Origin of the sequence: Wolbachia endosymbiont (group A) of Icerya purchasi (genome assembly GCF_947251635.1) — a bacterium.
GTDB lineage: Bacteria > Pseudomonadota > Alphaproteobacteria > Rickettsiales > Anaplasmataceae > Wolbachia > Wolbachia pipientis.
On the sequence record NZ_OX366357.1, the window covers coordinates 1,293,189 to 1,308,755 of the forward strand.

Here is a 15,567-nt window from a genome sequence, read left to right on the forward strand (position 1 = left end):
AGTTTGCAAGTTAAAAAGAACAATAAAAACAGAATTAATGGATTCATCACAGCTAAGGAGGTACGCTTAGTTGATCACAGTGGTGAAATGGTCGGAATCGTGCTAATAGAACGAGCTTTGGAGCTTGCACAGGGTGTTGGTTTAGACTTGGTAGAAATTGCACCTGATTCAACCCCTCCAGTATGTAAAATTCTGGATTATAGCAAACAAAAGTATGATATAAAAAAGAAAGCAAGTGAAGCAAAAAAGAAACAAAAAACATTAACTATAAAAGAAATTAAACTGGGTCCCAATATTGGTGATCACGATTACGGAACAAAATTGCGTCAAGCAAGAGACTTACTTGCCCACGGACATAAAATCAAAGTTACAATGAGATTTAAGGGCAGAGAGCTTATAAACACTGAAGTTGGATTGGAAAAATTAGAACGGCTAATTAGAGACACTGAAGATATCGCAAAGGTAGAATTAGCACCTAAAAGGGAAGGGAATCAATATTTTTTAGCTCTGGTTGCTAAGTAGCAAGACGGCTTAAGAAGTATAAGTAGAGTTAAACTATCGCTCTCTCTTTGATAACATGGCGAAAATGTCTGATTAATCCTTGAATCGGCCAAGCTGCAGCATCGCCAAGTGCGCAAATTGTATGTCCTTCTATTTGAGTTGTAAGGTCAAGCAGCTTATCTATTTCATCAGGCTTAATATCTCCTGCCACCATCCTTCTCATAATCCTCCACATCCATCCAGTACCTTCACGGCATGGTGTGCATTGTCCACAGGACTCATGCATGTAAAAGTGTGATAACCTCTCTATTGCAGCTATTATATCAGTTGATTTATCCATCACTATTACTGCAGCAGTACCAAGCCCTGATTGTGCAGTTCTTAATGAATCAAAATCCATTTCAATAGTATCACATATAGATTTTGGAATTAATGGCACTGAAGACCCACCAGGTATTACAGCAAGTAAATTATCCCAATCTCCTCGCACTCCACCTGCGTATTTTTCAATTAATTCACGTAATGGAATTCCGAGCTCTTCTTCAACATTACACGGGTTGTTTACGTGCCCTGAAATACAAAAGACCTTGGTACCAGTATTATTTGGTTTACCAAGAGATGCAAACCATTCTCCTCCGCGATTTAGAATATCTGGAACCATGGCTATAGTTTCAACGTTGTTTATTGTGGTTGGACAGCCAAAAAGTCCAACACCTGCGGGAAATGGAGGCTTCATGCGAGGAAAGCCCTTTTTTCCTTCAATTGATTCAAGTTGAGCTGTTTCTTCCCCACATATGTAAGCTCCTGCGCCTCTATGGATAAACACATCAAGATCATAACCTGATTTGCAGGCATTTTTTCCAATTAAGTTTTCTTTATAGGCTTCCTCAAGTGCTTTTTTTAGAACTAAATATTCATTATAAAATTCACCCCTGATATAAATATACGCAACTGATGCGCTGATCGCTCTGCCAGCCAGGAGAATTCCCTCAAGTAACTTATGTGGCTCATATCGCAATATATCTCTATCTTTACATGTACCAGGTTCTGACTCATCTGCATTGACTACTAAATATGCTTTTGGGAGATTTTTGGGCATAAAGCTCCACTTAAGGCCGGTGGAAAATCCTGCACCCCCTCGACCTCTCAAACCAGATTTCTTTACTTCATCAATGATCTTTTCTGATCCTAAATCTAGTAACTCCTTTGTTTTTTGCCAGTTACCACGTTTTTTTGCACCCTCAAGTAGTGGAGTTTCTTTACCATTTAGGTTGGTGAATATTTTGTCTTGTTCTTTTAGCATGTTTTTCAAAATTTGTGAGTGATCCCGACGCGATTCGAACGCGTGACCCACTGATTAAAAGTCAGTTGCTCTACCGGCTGAGCTACGGGATCATTTCATTTTTCAGCTATACTAAACATCAATACAGTTTTTATCCGTTTTAATCAAACTAAAATTTTCATGTGTGGTTAAATAAATTATATAATATACTGCGTTAGTGATAATTTAGTTAAAAAATCTATGGATAATTTAAAAAAATTTCTAAAGGAAAACTTCTTGTTAATTTTCAGTTCACAGATTTATTGAGATGGCGTAACGTATAACGCTAAGGAGACAAAAAAATAGAGATTGTGTACACCCTGCAGAATTTGTGCACTATTTAGCAATAGTCTAATAGATAAATATTTCTTGCATTTCAGCCTGAGTGATTTATGCTTTAAGCAAGAATTACCTGGGGGCATAGCTCAGCTGGTAGAGCATCTGTTTTGCACGCAGAAGGTCAGCGGTTCGATCCCGCTTGCCTCCACCAGTCTATACAGCTCTAGCCGCCACAAAACCTGTCAAAGCAGCTTATTTTAATCTATGAGGGTTTTATACTATTTTCCTAAAAATCCCTATTTCTTTTCATAACTTTTCTCTACACAAGTAATGTTTGTTATTATAATTCTGATATATACCAACTTAACAATAAATTAATCAATAAATGTTAGAATAGCTATAATTAAATTTATTAGGTAATACTCATGAGTGGAAAAAACATGTTTTTAAGATGGTGCCTGGAAAAGAGGTGCTTAAAGACCAAGTTAGACATAACATAGATTGGTCTAACGGGATGCATCGTACATCTGTTAAAAAAGTTGAGCTTGTACCACTGGATGATAAAAATGATGTAGTACTAAACTTACCTGCAAAATTTTGCGGCGATCTTTGCCGAGACCATTTCATATGCATAGAGGAAAATGAAGAAGGTCTGGCAAGCAAGGCAGAACACGATTCTAGCTCAGATTATGTAAACAATAAGCATGCATTTGTATATTACGGTAATACATTAGCTAAGTTATCAATCGCAACAAATTTTGTGAAGGGTATGGTCATTAGTGGTTGTAGGAGTACTGTTGGGTCGGAACAACTGAAATACCAATATGTAACATGGGAAGAGTCAGATACTGGTAACAATAAATATTATTTTTCAGACAGGGAAGGAAATATAATTGACTCACCTGACAATGAGGCATTACAAGACATTATGTTATACTGCGGTGAGAGACAGATGATAAGAGATATAGTACTACCCAATATACCAGAGAGTATACTATTATCAAACGCATTTGCCAAAATTTTTGCTGAGAACCTAACAGAAAACCAGTTAAAGACTCTTGCCAATACCCTTAGTAACGAGCAGCTGCAAAAAATAATTCCTGAACTGAATTCAAATCAACTGCAGGTTCTTGCACAGAATTTAACGGATGGACAGCTACAAAAAATAATTCCTGAACTGAGCTCAAACCAATTGCAGGCCTTAGCAGAGAACCTAACAGATAACCAACTCCGAGCTTTAGTGGATCATCTAACCAACCACCAATTACAAACTCTTGCTCAGGAACTAAATCCAGAAAAGTTACAAATAATTGTTCCTATTTTAAATGATGCTCAGCTTGAAGCTCTAGTGAGAGACTTAAATCCAGAGCAAGTAAAAGAAATTTTACCTCACTTAAAAGTGGATCAGTTCAAAGCACTTATTAAAACTTTAAATGACGAACAATTTACAGTGCTTGCAAAAGACTTGGCTGAGCACCACTTGACGATACTCTCTAAAGAATTAGAAGGTGACCAGTTAAAAGCTTTAGTAAATAGTCTGCAAGAAGAACAACTGAAAGACTTAGTTAATAAGCTTGATCATGAGAAACTCGAAGCAATTGCTCAGGATTTAACTGATTCTGATAGGATTCAGATTATCATCAAGTCTTTAGTTAATAATCCAGAAAAACTTCAAGCTTTTGCTCGCAATATGTCTAATGAGCAGTTTAAAGAACTTTTGGATAACGTAGGTGCAGAAGAGCTAAAAGATATTATTCACAAATTGCCTTATGAGAAAGTGACAGCTGTGATTGGTGATCTTGGCAGTAAAGATCAGTCTAAAGCTATTATTGATGCATTAAAAGGGGAACTTGAAGAGCAGAGTAAACAGAACAAGGAAATGATTGAGATGCTCAAGCAAATCAAGGACGATATGCCAGACATTGGACAGGCTCCAGACTTTACAATAGTAGACATTAATAATGACTCACTGTTATTTGTATAGTAGTGATTTATAAAGATAAGTAGTTTTTTTATAGGAGGTAACTATTATGAATAAAAATATAAAATTATATTCTAGTGAAGAAGTTGAATCAAATAATACATTACAACTTTCGAAGCCGAAGTTTGATAAACCAAGCTTTGAAAAGCCAGTAATAAAGAAGATTGTCAGTGGTAAAACAAAGGAAGAATTTGATATAACTAAAGATATGACACAAGAAGAGATTGATAAGATGCCACAAATTACATTGACCATCAAGCACCTTAAAAATTTTTATGATGGCTTGATAAATAGCATTAATAAGTATGACGAAAATATGGATAGTGCAATTCAAAGTGGTATAATAACACAATTATCATCAACCATAGATAGTATAGGCAGCAAGACAAGTAGTATAGACAGTGAACTTGCAGATCTTAGGAATTCGATTCCAGATATTGGAGAAGTTCCTCCATTACTCCATATTACTGGTGAAGAGAACGGATTGCTTTAATAAAAAAGGTAATAGCCTGATATCAGGCTGTTACCCTTTCCACATATCATTTCAATATAGCTGAGTTGATTTTGAAATTATAATTTTTTATAGGAGTTAGCATGAATAATAGTAAACAAGAAAGCAAAAACGAACTTAAAGTAATAAGCAAAATAGAAGTTAACACCAAACCTAAAGGTTATGATGAAACAGTTGCGCGAAATCCAGCGCAGCTTGGTTATGTCCACAAAGCTTTAGATAAATTAATCGCAGAGCTGAACACGAAATTCGTTCCTGAATTGGATGATGTATTCCATAACAATAGCAACTCTATCAGTCAATTAAATGACATGCTAACAGAAGAAAGGAGTAAGCTTGACGAGCTAATAAAAGAAATTAACAATTTAAATCTTCGCTAGAACCGCCACCAATGGATGCTCCTGAATTCATATAAGAAAAAAAGTAATAGCCCAGTGGGCTGTTACTCTCTCTACATATCGTTTCGATACAGCTGAATTAGGGAATCTGTTTTAAAACTTTCGGCATATAGTTCTCATCATGTTTTGCAAACACTGTATCTGCAAGAAAAGTACTATTATCAAACATTTTACCTTGCACAACAACACCACTTTTTTCTGAAAACATTGGTGGAAGTATCCCTTGATATTTTACCACAACGCTTTTGTTAAAATCTGTCATTTGAAAAATTACTTCACTTTCGCTCCGTATCACGCTATTTTCAACAACCATTCCACCAACACGGATTAGTTTTTGACTATTTTGTAAAACTATTGCCTCACTTACTGTATAGAAAAATGAGATGTTTTCTTTGAGCGTTGTTAAAATAAAAAAGACTATGCAGCTTAAAAAGCAGAAAATTCCTGAAGTTATAAGTAATCGCTTATGTTTCTTCTTCATTATTATCTTTCAGGCTTTCTAGAATTTTTTTTACTTTTAGTATAGCAAGAAATGGTAAAAATCAGCTCTCCGGTAATCAACGTAAAACTAACAAGGTAAGCAAAAATTACATATGTGTTCATAATGTATTACCAATAAATAATTCACCTGCATCAAAATAAATTAAGCTTTCATCCTTTTGCTGCAACACCAATTTACCACTTTCATCTATATCAGCAAAAATTCCTTCATACAATTTGTCAGCTAACTTTACACTGATTTGCTCATTCATTTTGAATGCTTTTTTTAACCACATTTCTCTTATAGCATAAAACCCATCAAATAGCCATTGCTTTCTTAGTTTATTAAAATTTATTATTAATTCCTTTAACAAATCCATATTAGACACAGACTCACCATAATTGCTAATGCACGTTGTTCCTGGAAGTGGTGCATGATTGACATTAATTCCAATTCCTACAATAAGCCAATTCGAATTGGATCTTTTTTCAAGCAATATTCCACTGATTTTTTTACTATCAACTAGGACATCATTTGGCCATTTATATTGAATGTTACTATCATCCATAAATGACAGTAAAGTATTCCCTACAACAAGAGCAGTCACAAAAGTCAATTCTGTTAATTTGCTGATGTCTTTCACTTGACTCGTTAAGCCTACTGTTATCCCAGTACCATCCGATGTCATCCCAGTTCTTGACACTGGAATCCATGCTTCTTGATTCCTAGATTCCAGCGTCACGCACTGGAATGACACCGAAAGCTGGCTTTCATTCAGATAATCGTTAAAGAGGTTTATCACCAAACTCGCATGGAAATTACCTTCTGGAGAAACCCAACTTTTTCCGGTGCGCCCCCTGCCTTCTGTTTGTTTATCGGCAATAATAACAGTTTCATTTGATATTCCTCTGTTAATTAAGTCCAGTGCTTTTCCATTAGTGCTTAAAACTTCTTTGTAATGATGAATATGAAAACCCTCATGGATCACCTTGTCAGCCCTTTAGTTCAATGAGTAAGTAAAACGTACAAGAAAAGAACGAGGTTAATCAGTGAAGCCACCGAAGTGATAATGAATAGACCCTTAGAATAAGTAACCTTATTACCACTAGCTTTATCGAAATACATAGCTTTCATAATATTTAGATAATAGTAACACGATATAACACTTGCCATTACAAGGATCAAAGACAGGGTGATAAAGCCAGAATTTATTAAACTTTTGAATATAAAAAATTTAGCGATAAAACCCGCAAGTGGAGGTATTCCCGACATCGAGAGTAACAGCACAGAAAGATGAAATGCTACAATTGGGCGTTTCTTCCCTATACCAGACAAGTTTGCAACATCACAATCGTCATCGTCAATTTGTACGAGATATGAGAATAGCCCTATGCTTGTGATGATATATATCACCAGATACATTAAGGCACTATCTGTTCCTGCTTGTGTAAAAATAGAAAGTGAAGCAAATATAAAACCAATGTGACCAATTGAACTGTAAGCAAGCAGCCTTTTTAAGTTTTGCTGACGCAAAGCCCCAAAAGCTGAGATAAGCACAGACAATGCTGAAACGTATAAGAAAATAGGCTGAACATAACTTTTTACATTTACTAACTCTTCATTCATCAATCGAATTAAAAATGTTACAAGTGCAGCTTTTGGGGCCGTAGAAAAAAACGCAGTTACTATGGTAGGTGCACCTTGATAGACATCTGGAGCCCACATATGAAAAGGAGCAATAGCAAGCTTGAAACACAAACCAATAAGGATAAAAACTAACCCAAAAACTATACCATAAGTTATCTGATGGCTTTGCAAGAATGAACCGAGCTCAGAGAAATTGACTTGTCCTGTATATCCATAAAGCAGCGACATTCCATATAGCATAATGCAGGAAGATAGTGCACTAAGTGTAAAATATTTCACTCCTGCTTCACATGAATAAGCTGAATCTTTATTAAAGCTCGCAAGAACATATAAAGATATACTCATCAACTCAAAAGCTAAGTAAAAAGAAATCAGACTATTTGCTGAAACTAAAGTTATCATGCCAAATAGTGCAAAAAGAATCAGTATTGAAAATTCATATTTATAGTCATATTTTGATAAATTCAGCATCAAAAGTATTAAAATTCCTGTGCTGAGAATTAACCCTTGGGCTGACCTGATGTGTAAATTGAGTTTTAACAACGAATTAAAGAGAAAAATTTCATTGTTTTCTGCCGAAATAATTAAAATAATCAAAGTTACCACTGTGCAGCCAAGTGCTAATAAGTTGATAGTTCGGCGGTTAAATATAATTCCAAGCAGTAGCAACACTAACGAGGAGATAATAGAGAACGTTTCCGGCAATATCTGTATATAATTCATAGCGCATCATATTTGACTAACAAATTTGCCATACATGGCTTCAAATAATTCAGTGCAAGGGTTGGGTAGAATCCAAGCAAAATAACAAACACTGCAAGCAGAATTAAGACAGAAAATTCTATGCTATCCAAACGGTTATTTAATAATTTAGAATAGCTAACCCCCCATATTATTTGCTTACATAAATTCAGCATATAAACTGCGCTTAAAATAGTGCCAAGTGCGATAAATCCTGTAAAAAACCCTATGCTCTTAAACATCCCAACCATAGCCAAAAACTCACCTGCGAACCCAGATGTTCCAGGTAGCCCTATTGAAGCCATTGAAAATAAAATGAACATAAAACCAAATTTTGGCATTGTGTTTACTATGCCAAAATATTTTGCAATCTCCAAAGTCCCAGTTCGAGTATATAGCATTCCAACACATAAAAATAAAGCAGCAGAAATAAGGCCATGACTAATCATTTGAAATATACTACCCAGTACTCCTTCCTCACAAAATGAAAAGAGGCCAGCGGTAACGATCCCCATATGTGCTATTGAAGAATAAGCTATTAACTTCTTTATATCATCTTGAGCAAACGCAACTAGCGAAGCATATATCACCGCAATAATGCTCAGCACAACAACGAAATTTGAAAAATACAAACTTGCCTGAGGAAGCATTGGAATAGAAAACCTTAAAAATCCATATCCCCCCATTTTAATAAGCAAGCCAGCTAAAATCACAGATCCAGAAGTTGGTGATTGCACATGTGCATCAGGAAGCCAAGTGTGAAATGGAAACATTGGAACTTTTATTGCAAAGGAAATAAAAAATGCAATCCACAGCAATGACTGCACTTCAAGATCAAGGCTTGGCACTAATGTAGCTAATTCTTGTATATTAAACGTCCCAAAAATGCTATAGATGTAAACCAGTCCAAGTAGAAATAATAATGAGCCAGTTAATGTATAAAGAAACAACTTAAACGTTGCATATACCCTGTGTTTTCCTCCCCAAATGCCAATAATAAAGAACATTGGTATTAAAACAGCTTCAAAAAACACATAAAAGCTTATAGCATTCAGTGAAACGAAAAAACCGACTACAAAACTCTCAAGCAGTAGAAACAATGCCATATATGGCCTAAGGGTTGTATAACTCATTTTGCAGTTGTAGAGTATACAAATTACAAACAAGAAAGTTGTAAGCAGAAGGAAAAGCAACGATATACCATCCATCCCTATTCCAACATTTCTAATTGGGTAGCTGACAAACTGAAAGTCCGCATCGTTATAATCAAATTCTATACAAGCTACAATGCTAAGCAAAAATGGAAGTACAGCAAAAAATAGAGCAAGGAATCTTAAGTGTATAGATTGATGATTAATCCTGATTAAGGATAAAATCAATGCTCCTATCAGTGGAAGCAAGAATATACTAAGTAACAACACCTTCTATTTAATTCCAATAATATATAAAGCACCGATTATTAGAGTAACAAACATAATAAATGCATAATCAAATATATAACCAGTTTGCAACTTTATAGAACTTTTTGAACATTCATTAACCAACCTTACAACACCATTTGGCCCAAATGAATCAATAGCCTTAACATCAAACTTCCATAAAAGCCTAGACATAAACCTTATCGGTGGAATGATAACAAACTCATACACCTCATCAAAGTACCATTTATTCTGCAAAAACTTAAGTAAAAATTTACTCTTAATTTGCCTAATTACTTGATATTGGTAAATTAGGTACGCAAGTGCTATTCCACTTAGGCTCGCCAAGGTTGGTAGTAATTTTATAAAGAAATTATGAACTCCATGCTCATCAATCACCATTAAACTTGATTTCCAAAACGCATTACTAGTTATGTTCAAAATATTTGCTCCCCACACTCCAGAAAATACCGATCCAAAAGCGAGTATCAGTAATGGTATAAGCATAATCTTTGGTGCCTCATGTATATTAATTTTACTTTGTTTTTGGCTGTGGAACACAAGAAGCAATAACCTCCAAGAGTAAAACGCTGTGAAGAATGCAACAACTAAGCTTATTACAAAAGCAAAGCTATCCGTGCTATAAGCATGTTCAATTATCAAGTCTTTTGAATAAAAACCTGCAAATGGAAATATTCCAGAAAGCGCAAGAGACCCAATCCACATGAGAGTGTAAGTGCAAGGGATTTTCTTCCAGCAATTTCCCATTTTCTGAATGTTTTGCTCATGATGCATTGCATGAATTACATTGCCAGCACCAAGAAATAGTAGAGCTTTAAAAAAAGCGTGTGTCATAAAATGAAAAATAGCAACATTGTAAGCAGAAAGCCCACATGCCATGAACATATAACCAAGTTGACTGCAGGTTGAATAAGCAATTATTTTTTTTATATCATTCTGAGTAATCGCAACGGTGGCTGCAAAAAAAGCAGTAAGTGCACCAACGATAACTATTAATTCTCGTGCCACATTTGATAGCTCAAACAATGGAGAACATTTTGCTATTAAAAATATACCGGCTGTTACCATCGTTGCTGCGTGAATGAGTGCAGAAACAGGGGTTGGCCCTTCCATTGCATCTGGCAACCAAACATGTAAACCAAGCTGTGCAGATTTACCCATACAGCCAATAAAAAGTAATATGCATATTATATGAATTATTTTAAATTCACAGCAGAATGCCCTAATGTTCTGCGCGCCAAGAAGATCAGCTGTGTCAAAAACTTCAGTAAATTTCAAAGAGTGAAATGTATAATAAATAAGAAAGATTCCAATTAATAGTGCAAAGTCTCCTACCCTATTCACAACAAATGCTTTAATTGCTGCATTATTTGCAGAATATTTTTGGAACCAAAATCCTATGAGTAAATAAGAACATAGGCCAACCCCTTCCCAGCCAAAAAAAAGCTGCACGAAATTATCGCTTACAACCAGCACAATCATGCAAAACGTAAATAGCGATAGGTAAGAAAAAAACCTCGACTTCCCCTTATCATGCTCCATATAACCGATAGAGTAGAGATGTACTACCAGTGAAACGGTGGTAATAACAATAAGCATTAAGGATGAGAGAGCATCCACACTAATTGCCCAATTTACTTTTAAGATGCTCAATGAAAACAAAGGAAATAAACTCAAGTGATAATTTTCAGAGAAGGTGAGAAAAACATACCAAGATAAAACTGCAGATATTCCAATCCCTGCCGTTGTAACTAACTGACTTTTTCTAAAAAGTGCTGCAAATAGCGAACCAAAAAGTGGCAAAAATACTATTAATTTCAGTATATCCATCATACTTTCATTCTTTCATTAAATTTGCTTGTTCAACATCTATATTGCCACGGCTTCTATAATATACAACCAATATTGCAAGCCCAACTCCTGACTCTGCTGCCGCAACAGTCAACACAAACATCACAAAAATTTGCCCAACTATATCATTCATAAAGGCAGAAAAAGCAACTAAGTTGATATTAATTGCCAGCAATAATATTTCTATTGATAACAATATATTGATTATGCTCTTACGGTTGATGAAAATACCGCACACTCCAATAGTGAACAAAACAGCAGCAACTATCAAAAAGTGATTTAATCCTATTTCCATTCTACTCCTTTTCCAAATTTAGCCTTAATCAATTTTACAGATGAAGATTGTGTCAATTGCTTTAATACATTCTGTTTTTTAACTCCTTTTTTCTTGTCCTGCAAAGTAAGAGCAATTGCACCGACAATTGCAACAAGCAGCAGAATACCAGAAAGATGAAAAGCGTACATGTAGTCGGTATACAGCAAATTACCAATAGCTTTTACATTATTGGTATTATAGTTTATAACATTGCTTATATTCGGTGCTGAGCTGCGGATTACAAAGCTGATGACTAGAAAAAACACAACACACAACATAGCACCAAGAGTGCAATGCTTTGCAAAACCCTGGCGCAACCTTATGTAGTCAATATCGAGCATCATAACTACAAAGAGGAACAACACCGCAACCGCACCGATGTATACTATCAGCACCATCATAGCAATGAATTCAGCTCCAAGGAGAATAAAAAGCACTGCAGAGTTAACGAAGGTGAAAATTAAAAATAATACTGCATGCACAGGATTTCTTACACTAATTACACATACAGCAGATAAAATGCTAAGAATTGCAAAAAAATAAAAGAAAAAAGGCATCGATACTTTAACTGCAACAATAGTTACTAATTTAAAGTAACTATCGTGGTAAAGTCAATATTATATTAAACGTTTGAAAACATTGTACTACAAAGCTCCAGCTCCATTTTAAATTATTATACAGAGCATTTTCTCAGTAATGCAATAAACACTTAAACTTGTTCTTGACAACTTTAATTTATTAATGCATAATATATGTATATTAATAGTCAGCGGTAGCTCAAAATGTACAACATATTTGGTTATTTCAAAAGCAACAATAGTTCTAACGCACAAAGTGACAAATTAGATGGAGAAAGTTATCAATACACCGCAAGAGATTATGTGACAATTTACTTTAATAACACACTAGCAAGTTTCAGTAGATCATTGAGAGAATTTAAAGAAAAAGCGTATGGATTTATGTATGATATCGGAACTTGGTTGAAAGAAATATATGAAAATCTCACTGAACGACCTGCAACGCATAATCACTATACCCCAAAAGAAAAACCCCTTGTTGAAGTTGAAGAAACAGAAATGAAGGAACTAGATCGTACATATAAGCCATTCCAAACTCCACCTATCCACCCAACAACTGGTGCCAATGACTTAAATCAAGTTGTTGTTACTCAGCATACACTTGAAACTACCCCAACAAGATAGATCTACGTTTAAATATGTAGTACTTGAGTGAAGCATTCTTTAACTGCTCTATTCAATAAAACCTTTACAATACTTTGATCATAGGTTTAACTTTACGAAGTTATAATCTATAGGGCTACGATGAACGATTATCTCTCACTGCTAAATCCAGAACAACAATCAGCTGTAACTAACATAGATGGACCAGTTTTGATACTGGCAGGAGCCGGGACGGGAAAAACAAGAACGATTACTTCAAGAATAGCACACATAATTAGAAACGTTCACGCTTATTCTGATGAGATATTAGCAGTTACATTTACAAATAAAGCAGCAAATGAGATGGTATCAAGGGTACTTGAGCTAACGGGCACAAACATACCATGGCTTGGCACTTTCCATGCAATTGCAGCAAAAATTTTGCGCCTGCACGCAGAAATTGTGGGCTTAAACCCCAATTTTACAATCATTGGTGTGGATGACCAATTACAGGTAATAAAAAATATTATCAATGAAATAAATCCTGATTACCTATCAGAAAAATGTAAGACCATTATGAATATTATTCAGCAATGGAAAGAGAAGTGCTTATTGCCATCTGAAGTGGAAGATATTCAATCATTTAGGCCAGTATATGTAACTGCACTCAAGGTCTATCACCAGTATCAGGAAAGGTTGAGATTCCTTAACTCTGTCGATTTTGGTGACTTATTGCTATATAACATACAACTCTTTAATCAAAAGACCGAAGTTCTGTCCTACTACCAAAACAAGTTTAAGTATGTCATGGTAGATGAGTATCAAGATACAAATGCAATACAATATCTTTGGCTAAAATACCTTGCAAAAAAGCACTCAAATATTTGCTGTGTGGGAGATGACGATCAATCAATATACAGTTGGCGTGGTGCAGAAGTTGAAAATATTTTGAAATTTTCCGATGATTTTAAAAATGCAAAAACCGTTAAACTAGAGTGTAACTACAGGTCAACATCCCACATACTTGCAACTGCTTCATATGTTATCAATCACAATAAGACTCGCTTAGAAAAAAAATTGTGGACAACAAACATTGAAGGAGAAAAGGTAAACGTAATAAAGTTATGGGACGGAAAAGCTGAAGCAAGGTTCATAAGCGAACAGATATTAAAGCTCAATAAATACAGATTTAGTGACATTGCAGTGCTGGTAAGGGCCACTTTTCAAACTAGACTTCTGGAAGAGTATTTTATAAAATATTCAATTCCCTACAAGATTATAAGTGGCGTAAAATTCTACGAACGTCAGGAAGTCAGGGATATAATTGCATATTTAAGACTTGTTACAAACAATAACGATGACTTAGCTTTCGAAAGGATAGTAAATCGGCCAAAAAGAAGCATAGGAGCTACAACTCTAAAGAAAATATACACGACTGCTCAGGATAACAAAATTTCTTTTTTTGAGGCAGCAAAAATATTAGTTAATAGTAATCAGGTAACCGAAAGAATTAAACTCTCACTCAACGATTTTTTAAATAAAATTAAAGCTTGGGAAGAAATAGTAAGCGTAAAACCACTGCATGAATTCGTTAAAATCGTAGCAAACCAATCAGGATATATTGAAATGCTTGAAAGTGAGGAGGTAACAGGCTTAGCACGAATAGAAAATGTTAAAGAGCTCATCTCATCTTTAAAAAATTTCGATAATGCCACAACTTTCTTGGAGCATATAAGTCTGGTGATGGAAGTGGATAATATGAATAACGATGAAACCGTATATGTTATGACTCTTCATGCAGCCAAAGGACTTGAATTCCCGTGCGTGTTTCTACCTGGTTGGGAAGAGGGATTATTTCCTCATCAAAGATCTTTTGATGACAAAAGTGGTAAAGCTTTAGAAGAAGAAAGGAGACTCGCATATGTTGGCATAACCAGAGCCAAAGAAAGGTTAATCATTTCATGTGCAGATAGGAGGGAAATTAACAACCAGTGGCAACCGATGCGCACTTCTCGGTTCATTAAAGAATTGCCAAGAGAAAATGTTGAGGTAATTAAAAGCAACATTGCCTACTGTTGAAGCTATAATTGCAGATAAACATATCTTACAAATCTGAATTACTTTAACTATATGTTTCTCCTGGCAAAAATTCTGTAACCGTTCACACTTAATTCTTCAATCTCATACCAATTTCTATTACATAACAAACAAATAGACAATAGAAGTGAGAAGGTTATACTAAGGCAGTATAATGATGGAGTTTTGGAATGGCATTGGTATCAGGTTGCAATTTTAGCTTACATTGTGCCAATCTTTCTTCAATTGCTGCTCGCATAAATTCTGCCTGTCTTTTAGTTCTGCAGTGCACTATCGCATCATCCACATATCTTTCAAATGGTACTGTTGGGTGATTTTGTTTCATCCATATATCAAATGCATGGTGCATAAATATGTTTGAAATGATTGGGCTTATTGAACCTCCTTGCGGAACTCCTTTTTTCCCTAACTACCTTACTGCCATCTGCTTGCTGAATAGGGGATTTCATCCACCTTTCAACATACAGTATGACCCATTTGCAGTCTGTGTGCTTCTTGATAGCCTGCAGTGCTAAATTGTGGTCCAGATTGTCGAAAAATCCTGTAACATCAACAGCTTTCTTGGTAATCGTATCCTGTCTCCAATAAACAGCGGTTTTGCTATGTATCCTTGATCAGCAAAAAACTTACGTAAAGTTGGAGCCTTGTATTTAGCTTGAGTGGAAAGATTTAGAGCACCATCACGATCTTGAACACTTGCACTATGAACATCAGCCGCAATAATTAAGCCCACTGTATCTACAACAATATGACGTTTTCTACCCTTTATTTTTTTTTAGCATCATATCCTCTGGATCCCCTTTTTGAGTGGTTTTTACTGATTGACTGTCAATTATTCCTACTG

The 15,567-nt window shown here is 35.3% G+C and carries 16 protein-coding genes, 2 tRNA genes and 1 pseudogene; 7 read left to right on the forward strand and 12 right to left on the reverse strand.

Annotated elements, in window-relative coordinates:
• Nucleotides 1-3: 3 nt before the first annotated feature.
• A complete protein-coding gene (gene infC / locus OPR17_RS06805; RefSeq protein ID WP_015589305.1) occupies nt 4-522 on the forward strand; it encodes a translation initiation factor IF-3 in 519 nt (172 codons plus the stop codon).
• 28 nt (nt 523-550) lie between these two features.
• Here infC and nuoF read toward each other — a convergent pair whose 3' ends face one another.
• Both nuoF and OPR17_RS06815 read right to left on the reverse strand, forming a co-directional pair.
• Nucleotides 551-1,804: an NADH-quinone oxidoreductase subunit NuoF gene (nuoF, locus tag OPR17_RS06810; RefSeq protein ID WP_265021615.1), complete on the reverse strand. Its 1,254-nt coding sequence runs from the start codon at nt 1,802-1,804 to the stop codon at nt 551-553.
• A gap of 19 nt (nt 1,805-1,823) precedes the next feature.
• A tRNA-Lys gene (locus OPR17_RS06815) sits at nt 1,824-1,896 on the reverse strand.
• Nucleotides 1,897-2,236: 340 nt separating this feature from the next.
• Between OPR17_RS06815 and OPR17_RS06820 the strand changes: the two genes are divergently transcribed.
• The 4 genes from OPR17_RS06820 to OPR17_RS06835 all read left to right on the forward strand — a co-directional run bounded on the left by OPR17_RS06820 (nt 2,237) and on the right by OPR17_RS06835 (nt 4,973).
• Nucleotides 2,237-2,312: transfer RNA gene (locus tag OPR17_RS06820), tRNA-Ala, on the forward strand.
• Between the two features lie 240 nt (nt 2,313-2,552).
• The gene (locus tag OPR17_RS06825; protein WP_265021616.1) at nt 2,553-4,085 is read left to right on the forward strand and encodes a magnesium transporter MgtE N-terminal domain-containing protein; all 1,533 of its coding nucleotides are present in this window, start codon (nt 2,553-2,555) and stop codon (nt 4,083-4,085) included.
• Nucleotides 4,086-4,131: 46 nt separating this feature from the next.
• A complete protein-coding gene (locus OPR17_RS06830; protein ID WP_265021617.1) occupies nt 4,132-4,575 on the forward strand; it encodes a hypothetical protein in 444 nt (147 codons plus the stop codon).
• A 101-nt stretch (nt 4,576-4,676) separates the two neighbouring features.
• On the forward strand, nt 4,677-4,973 hold the full coding sequence (locus OPR17_RS06835) for a hypothetical protein (protein WP_265021618.1): 297 nt from the start codon (nt 4,677-4,679) through the stop codon (nt 4,971-4,973).
• 97 nt (nt 4,974-5,070) lie between these two features.
• Here the strand turns inward: OPR17_RS06835 and ccmE are convergent, their stop codons facing one another.
• From ccmE to OPR17_RS06870, 8 genes and pseudogenes are all read right to left on the reverse strand, one after another.
• A complete protein-coding gene (ccmE, locus tag OPR17_RS06840; protein WP_012673317.1) occupies nt 5,071-5,472 on the reverse strand; it encodes a cytochrome c maturation protein CcmE in 402 nt (133 codons plus the stop codon).
• A pseudogene (locus tag OPR17_RS07670) lies at nt 5,456-5,594 on the reverse strand (CcmD-like small membrane protein). The gene ccmE and the pseudogene OPR17_RS07670 overlap by 17 nt, the downstream one beginning before the upstream one ends.
• Nucleotides 5,591-6,460 carry a biotin--[acetyl-CoA-carboxylase] ligase gene (locus OPR17_RS06845; protein ID WP_265021619.1) on the reverse strand — a complete coding sequence of 290 codons (870 nt, stop codon included), beginning with the start codon at nt 6,458-6,460 and terminating at the stop codon, nt 5,591-5,593. The pseudogene OPR17_RS07670 and the gene OPR17_RS06845 overlap by 4 nt, the downstream one beginning before the upstream one ends.
• A gap of 17 nt (nt 6,461-6,477) precedes the next feature.
• Complete coding sequence (locus OPR17_RS06850) at nt 6,478-7,842, reverse strand: NADH-quinone oxidoreductase subunit N (protein WP_265021620.1); 1,365 nt, start codon at nt 7,840-7,842, stop codon at nt 6,478-6,480.
• Entirely contained in the window at nt 7,839-9,281 is a 1,443-nt protein-coding gene (locus tag OPR17_RS06855; RefSeq protein ID WP_265021621.1) for a complex I subunit 4 family protein, read from the reverse strand. Before OPR17_RS06855 ends, OPR17_RS06850 begins: the two co-directional genes overlap by 4 nt.
• A gap of 3 nt (nt 9,282-9,284) precedes the next feature.
• Nucleotides 9,285-11,132 (reverse strand): NADH-quinone oxidoreductase subunit L, encoded by a 1,848-nt coding sequence (gene nuoL, locus OPR17_RS06860; protein ID WP_265021622.1) that lies wholly within the window; start codon nt 11,130-11,132, stop codon nt 9,285-9,287.
• Between the two features lie 4 nt (nt 11,133-11,136).
• Nucleotides 11,137-11,445 (reverse strand): NADH-quinone oxidoreductase subunit NuoK, encoded by a 309-nt coding sequence (gene nuoK, locus OPR17_RS06865; protein ID WP_006012916.1) that lies wholly within the window; start codon nt 11,443-11,445, stop codon nt 11,137-11,139.
• Nucleotides 11,436-12,023: an NADH-quinone oxidoreductase subunit J gene (locus OPR17_RS06870; RefSeq protein ID WP_065094386.1), complete on the reverse strand. Its 588-nt coding sequence runs from the start codon at nt 12,021-12,023 to the stop codon at nt 11,436-11,438. Before OPR17_RS06870 ends, nuoK begins: the two co-directional genes overlap by 10 nt.
• A 225-nt stretch (nt 12,024-12,248) precedes the next feature.
• Here OPR17_RS06870 and OPR17_RS06875 point away from each other — a divergent pair, with 225 nt between their 5' ends.
• Entirely contained in the window at nt 12,249-12,668 is a 420-nt protein-coding gene (locus OPR17_RS06875) for a WD_0964 family protein (protein WP_265021623.1), read from the forward strand.
• A 120-nt stretch (nt 12,669-12,788) separates the two neighbouring features.
• Nucleotides 12,789-14,705, forward strand: coding sequence for an ATP-dependent helicase (locus tag OPR17_RS06880; RefSeq protein ID WP_265021624.1), 1,917 nt, complete (start codon nt 12,789-12,791; stop codon nt 14,703-14,705).
• A gap of 154 nt (nt 14,706-14,859) precedes the next feature.
• On the opposite strand, the gene OPR17_RS06885 is transcribed toward OPR17_RS06880, so the two are convergent.
• Nucleotides 14,860-15,072, reverse strand: a complete 213-nt coding sequence (locus tag OPR17_RS06885; RefSeq protein WP_065094389.1) for a hypothetical protein — start codon at nt 15,070-15,072, stop codon at nt 14,860-14,862.
• A 162-nt stretch (nt 15,073-15,234) separates the two neighbouring features.
• Entirely contained in the window at nt 15,235-15,456 is a 222-nt protein-coding gene (locus OPR17_RS06890) for a hypothetical protein (protein WP_265021625.1), read from the reverse strand.
• Nucleotides 15,457-15,567 lie beyond the last annotated feature (111 nt).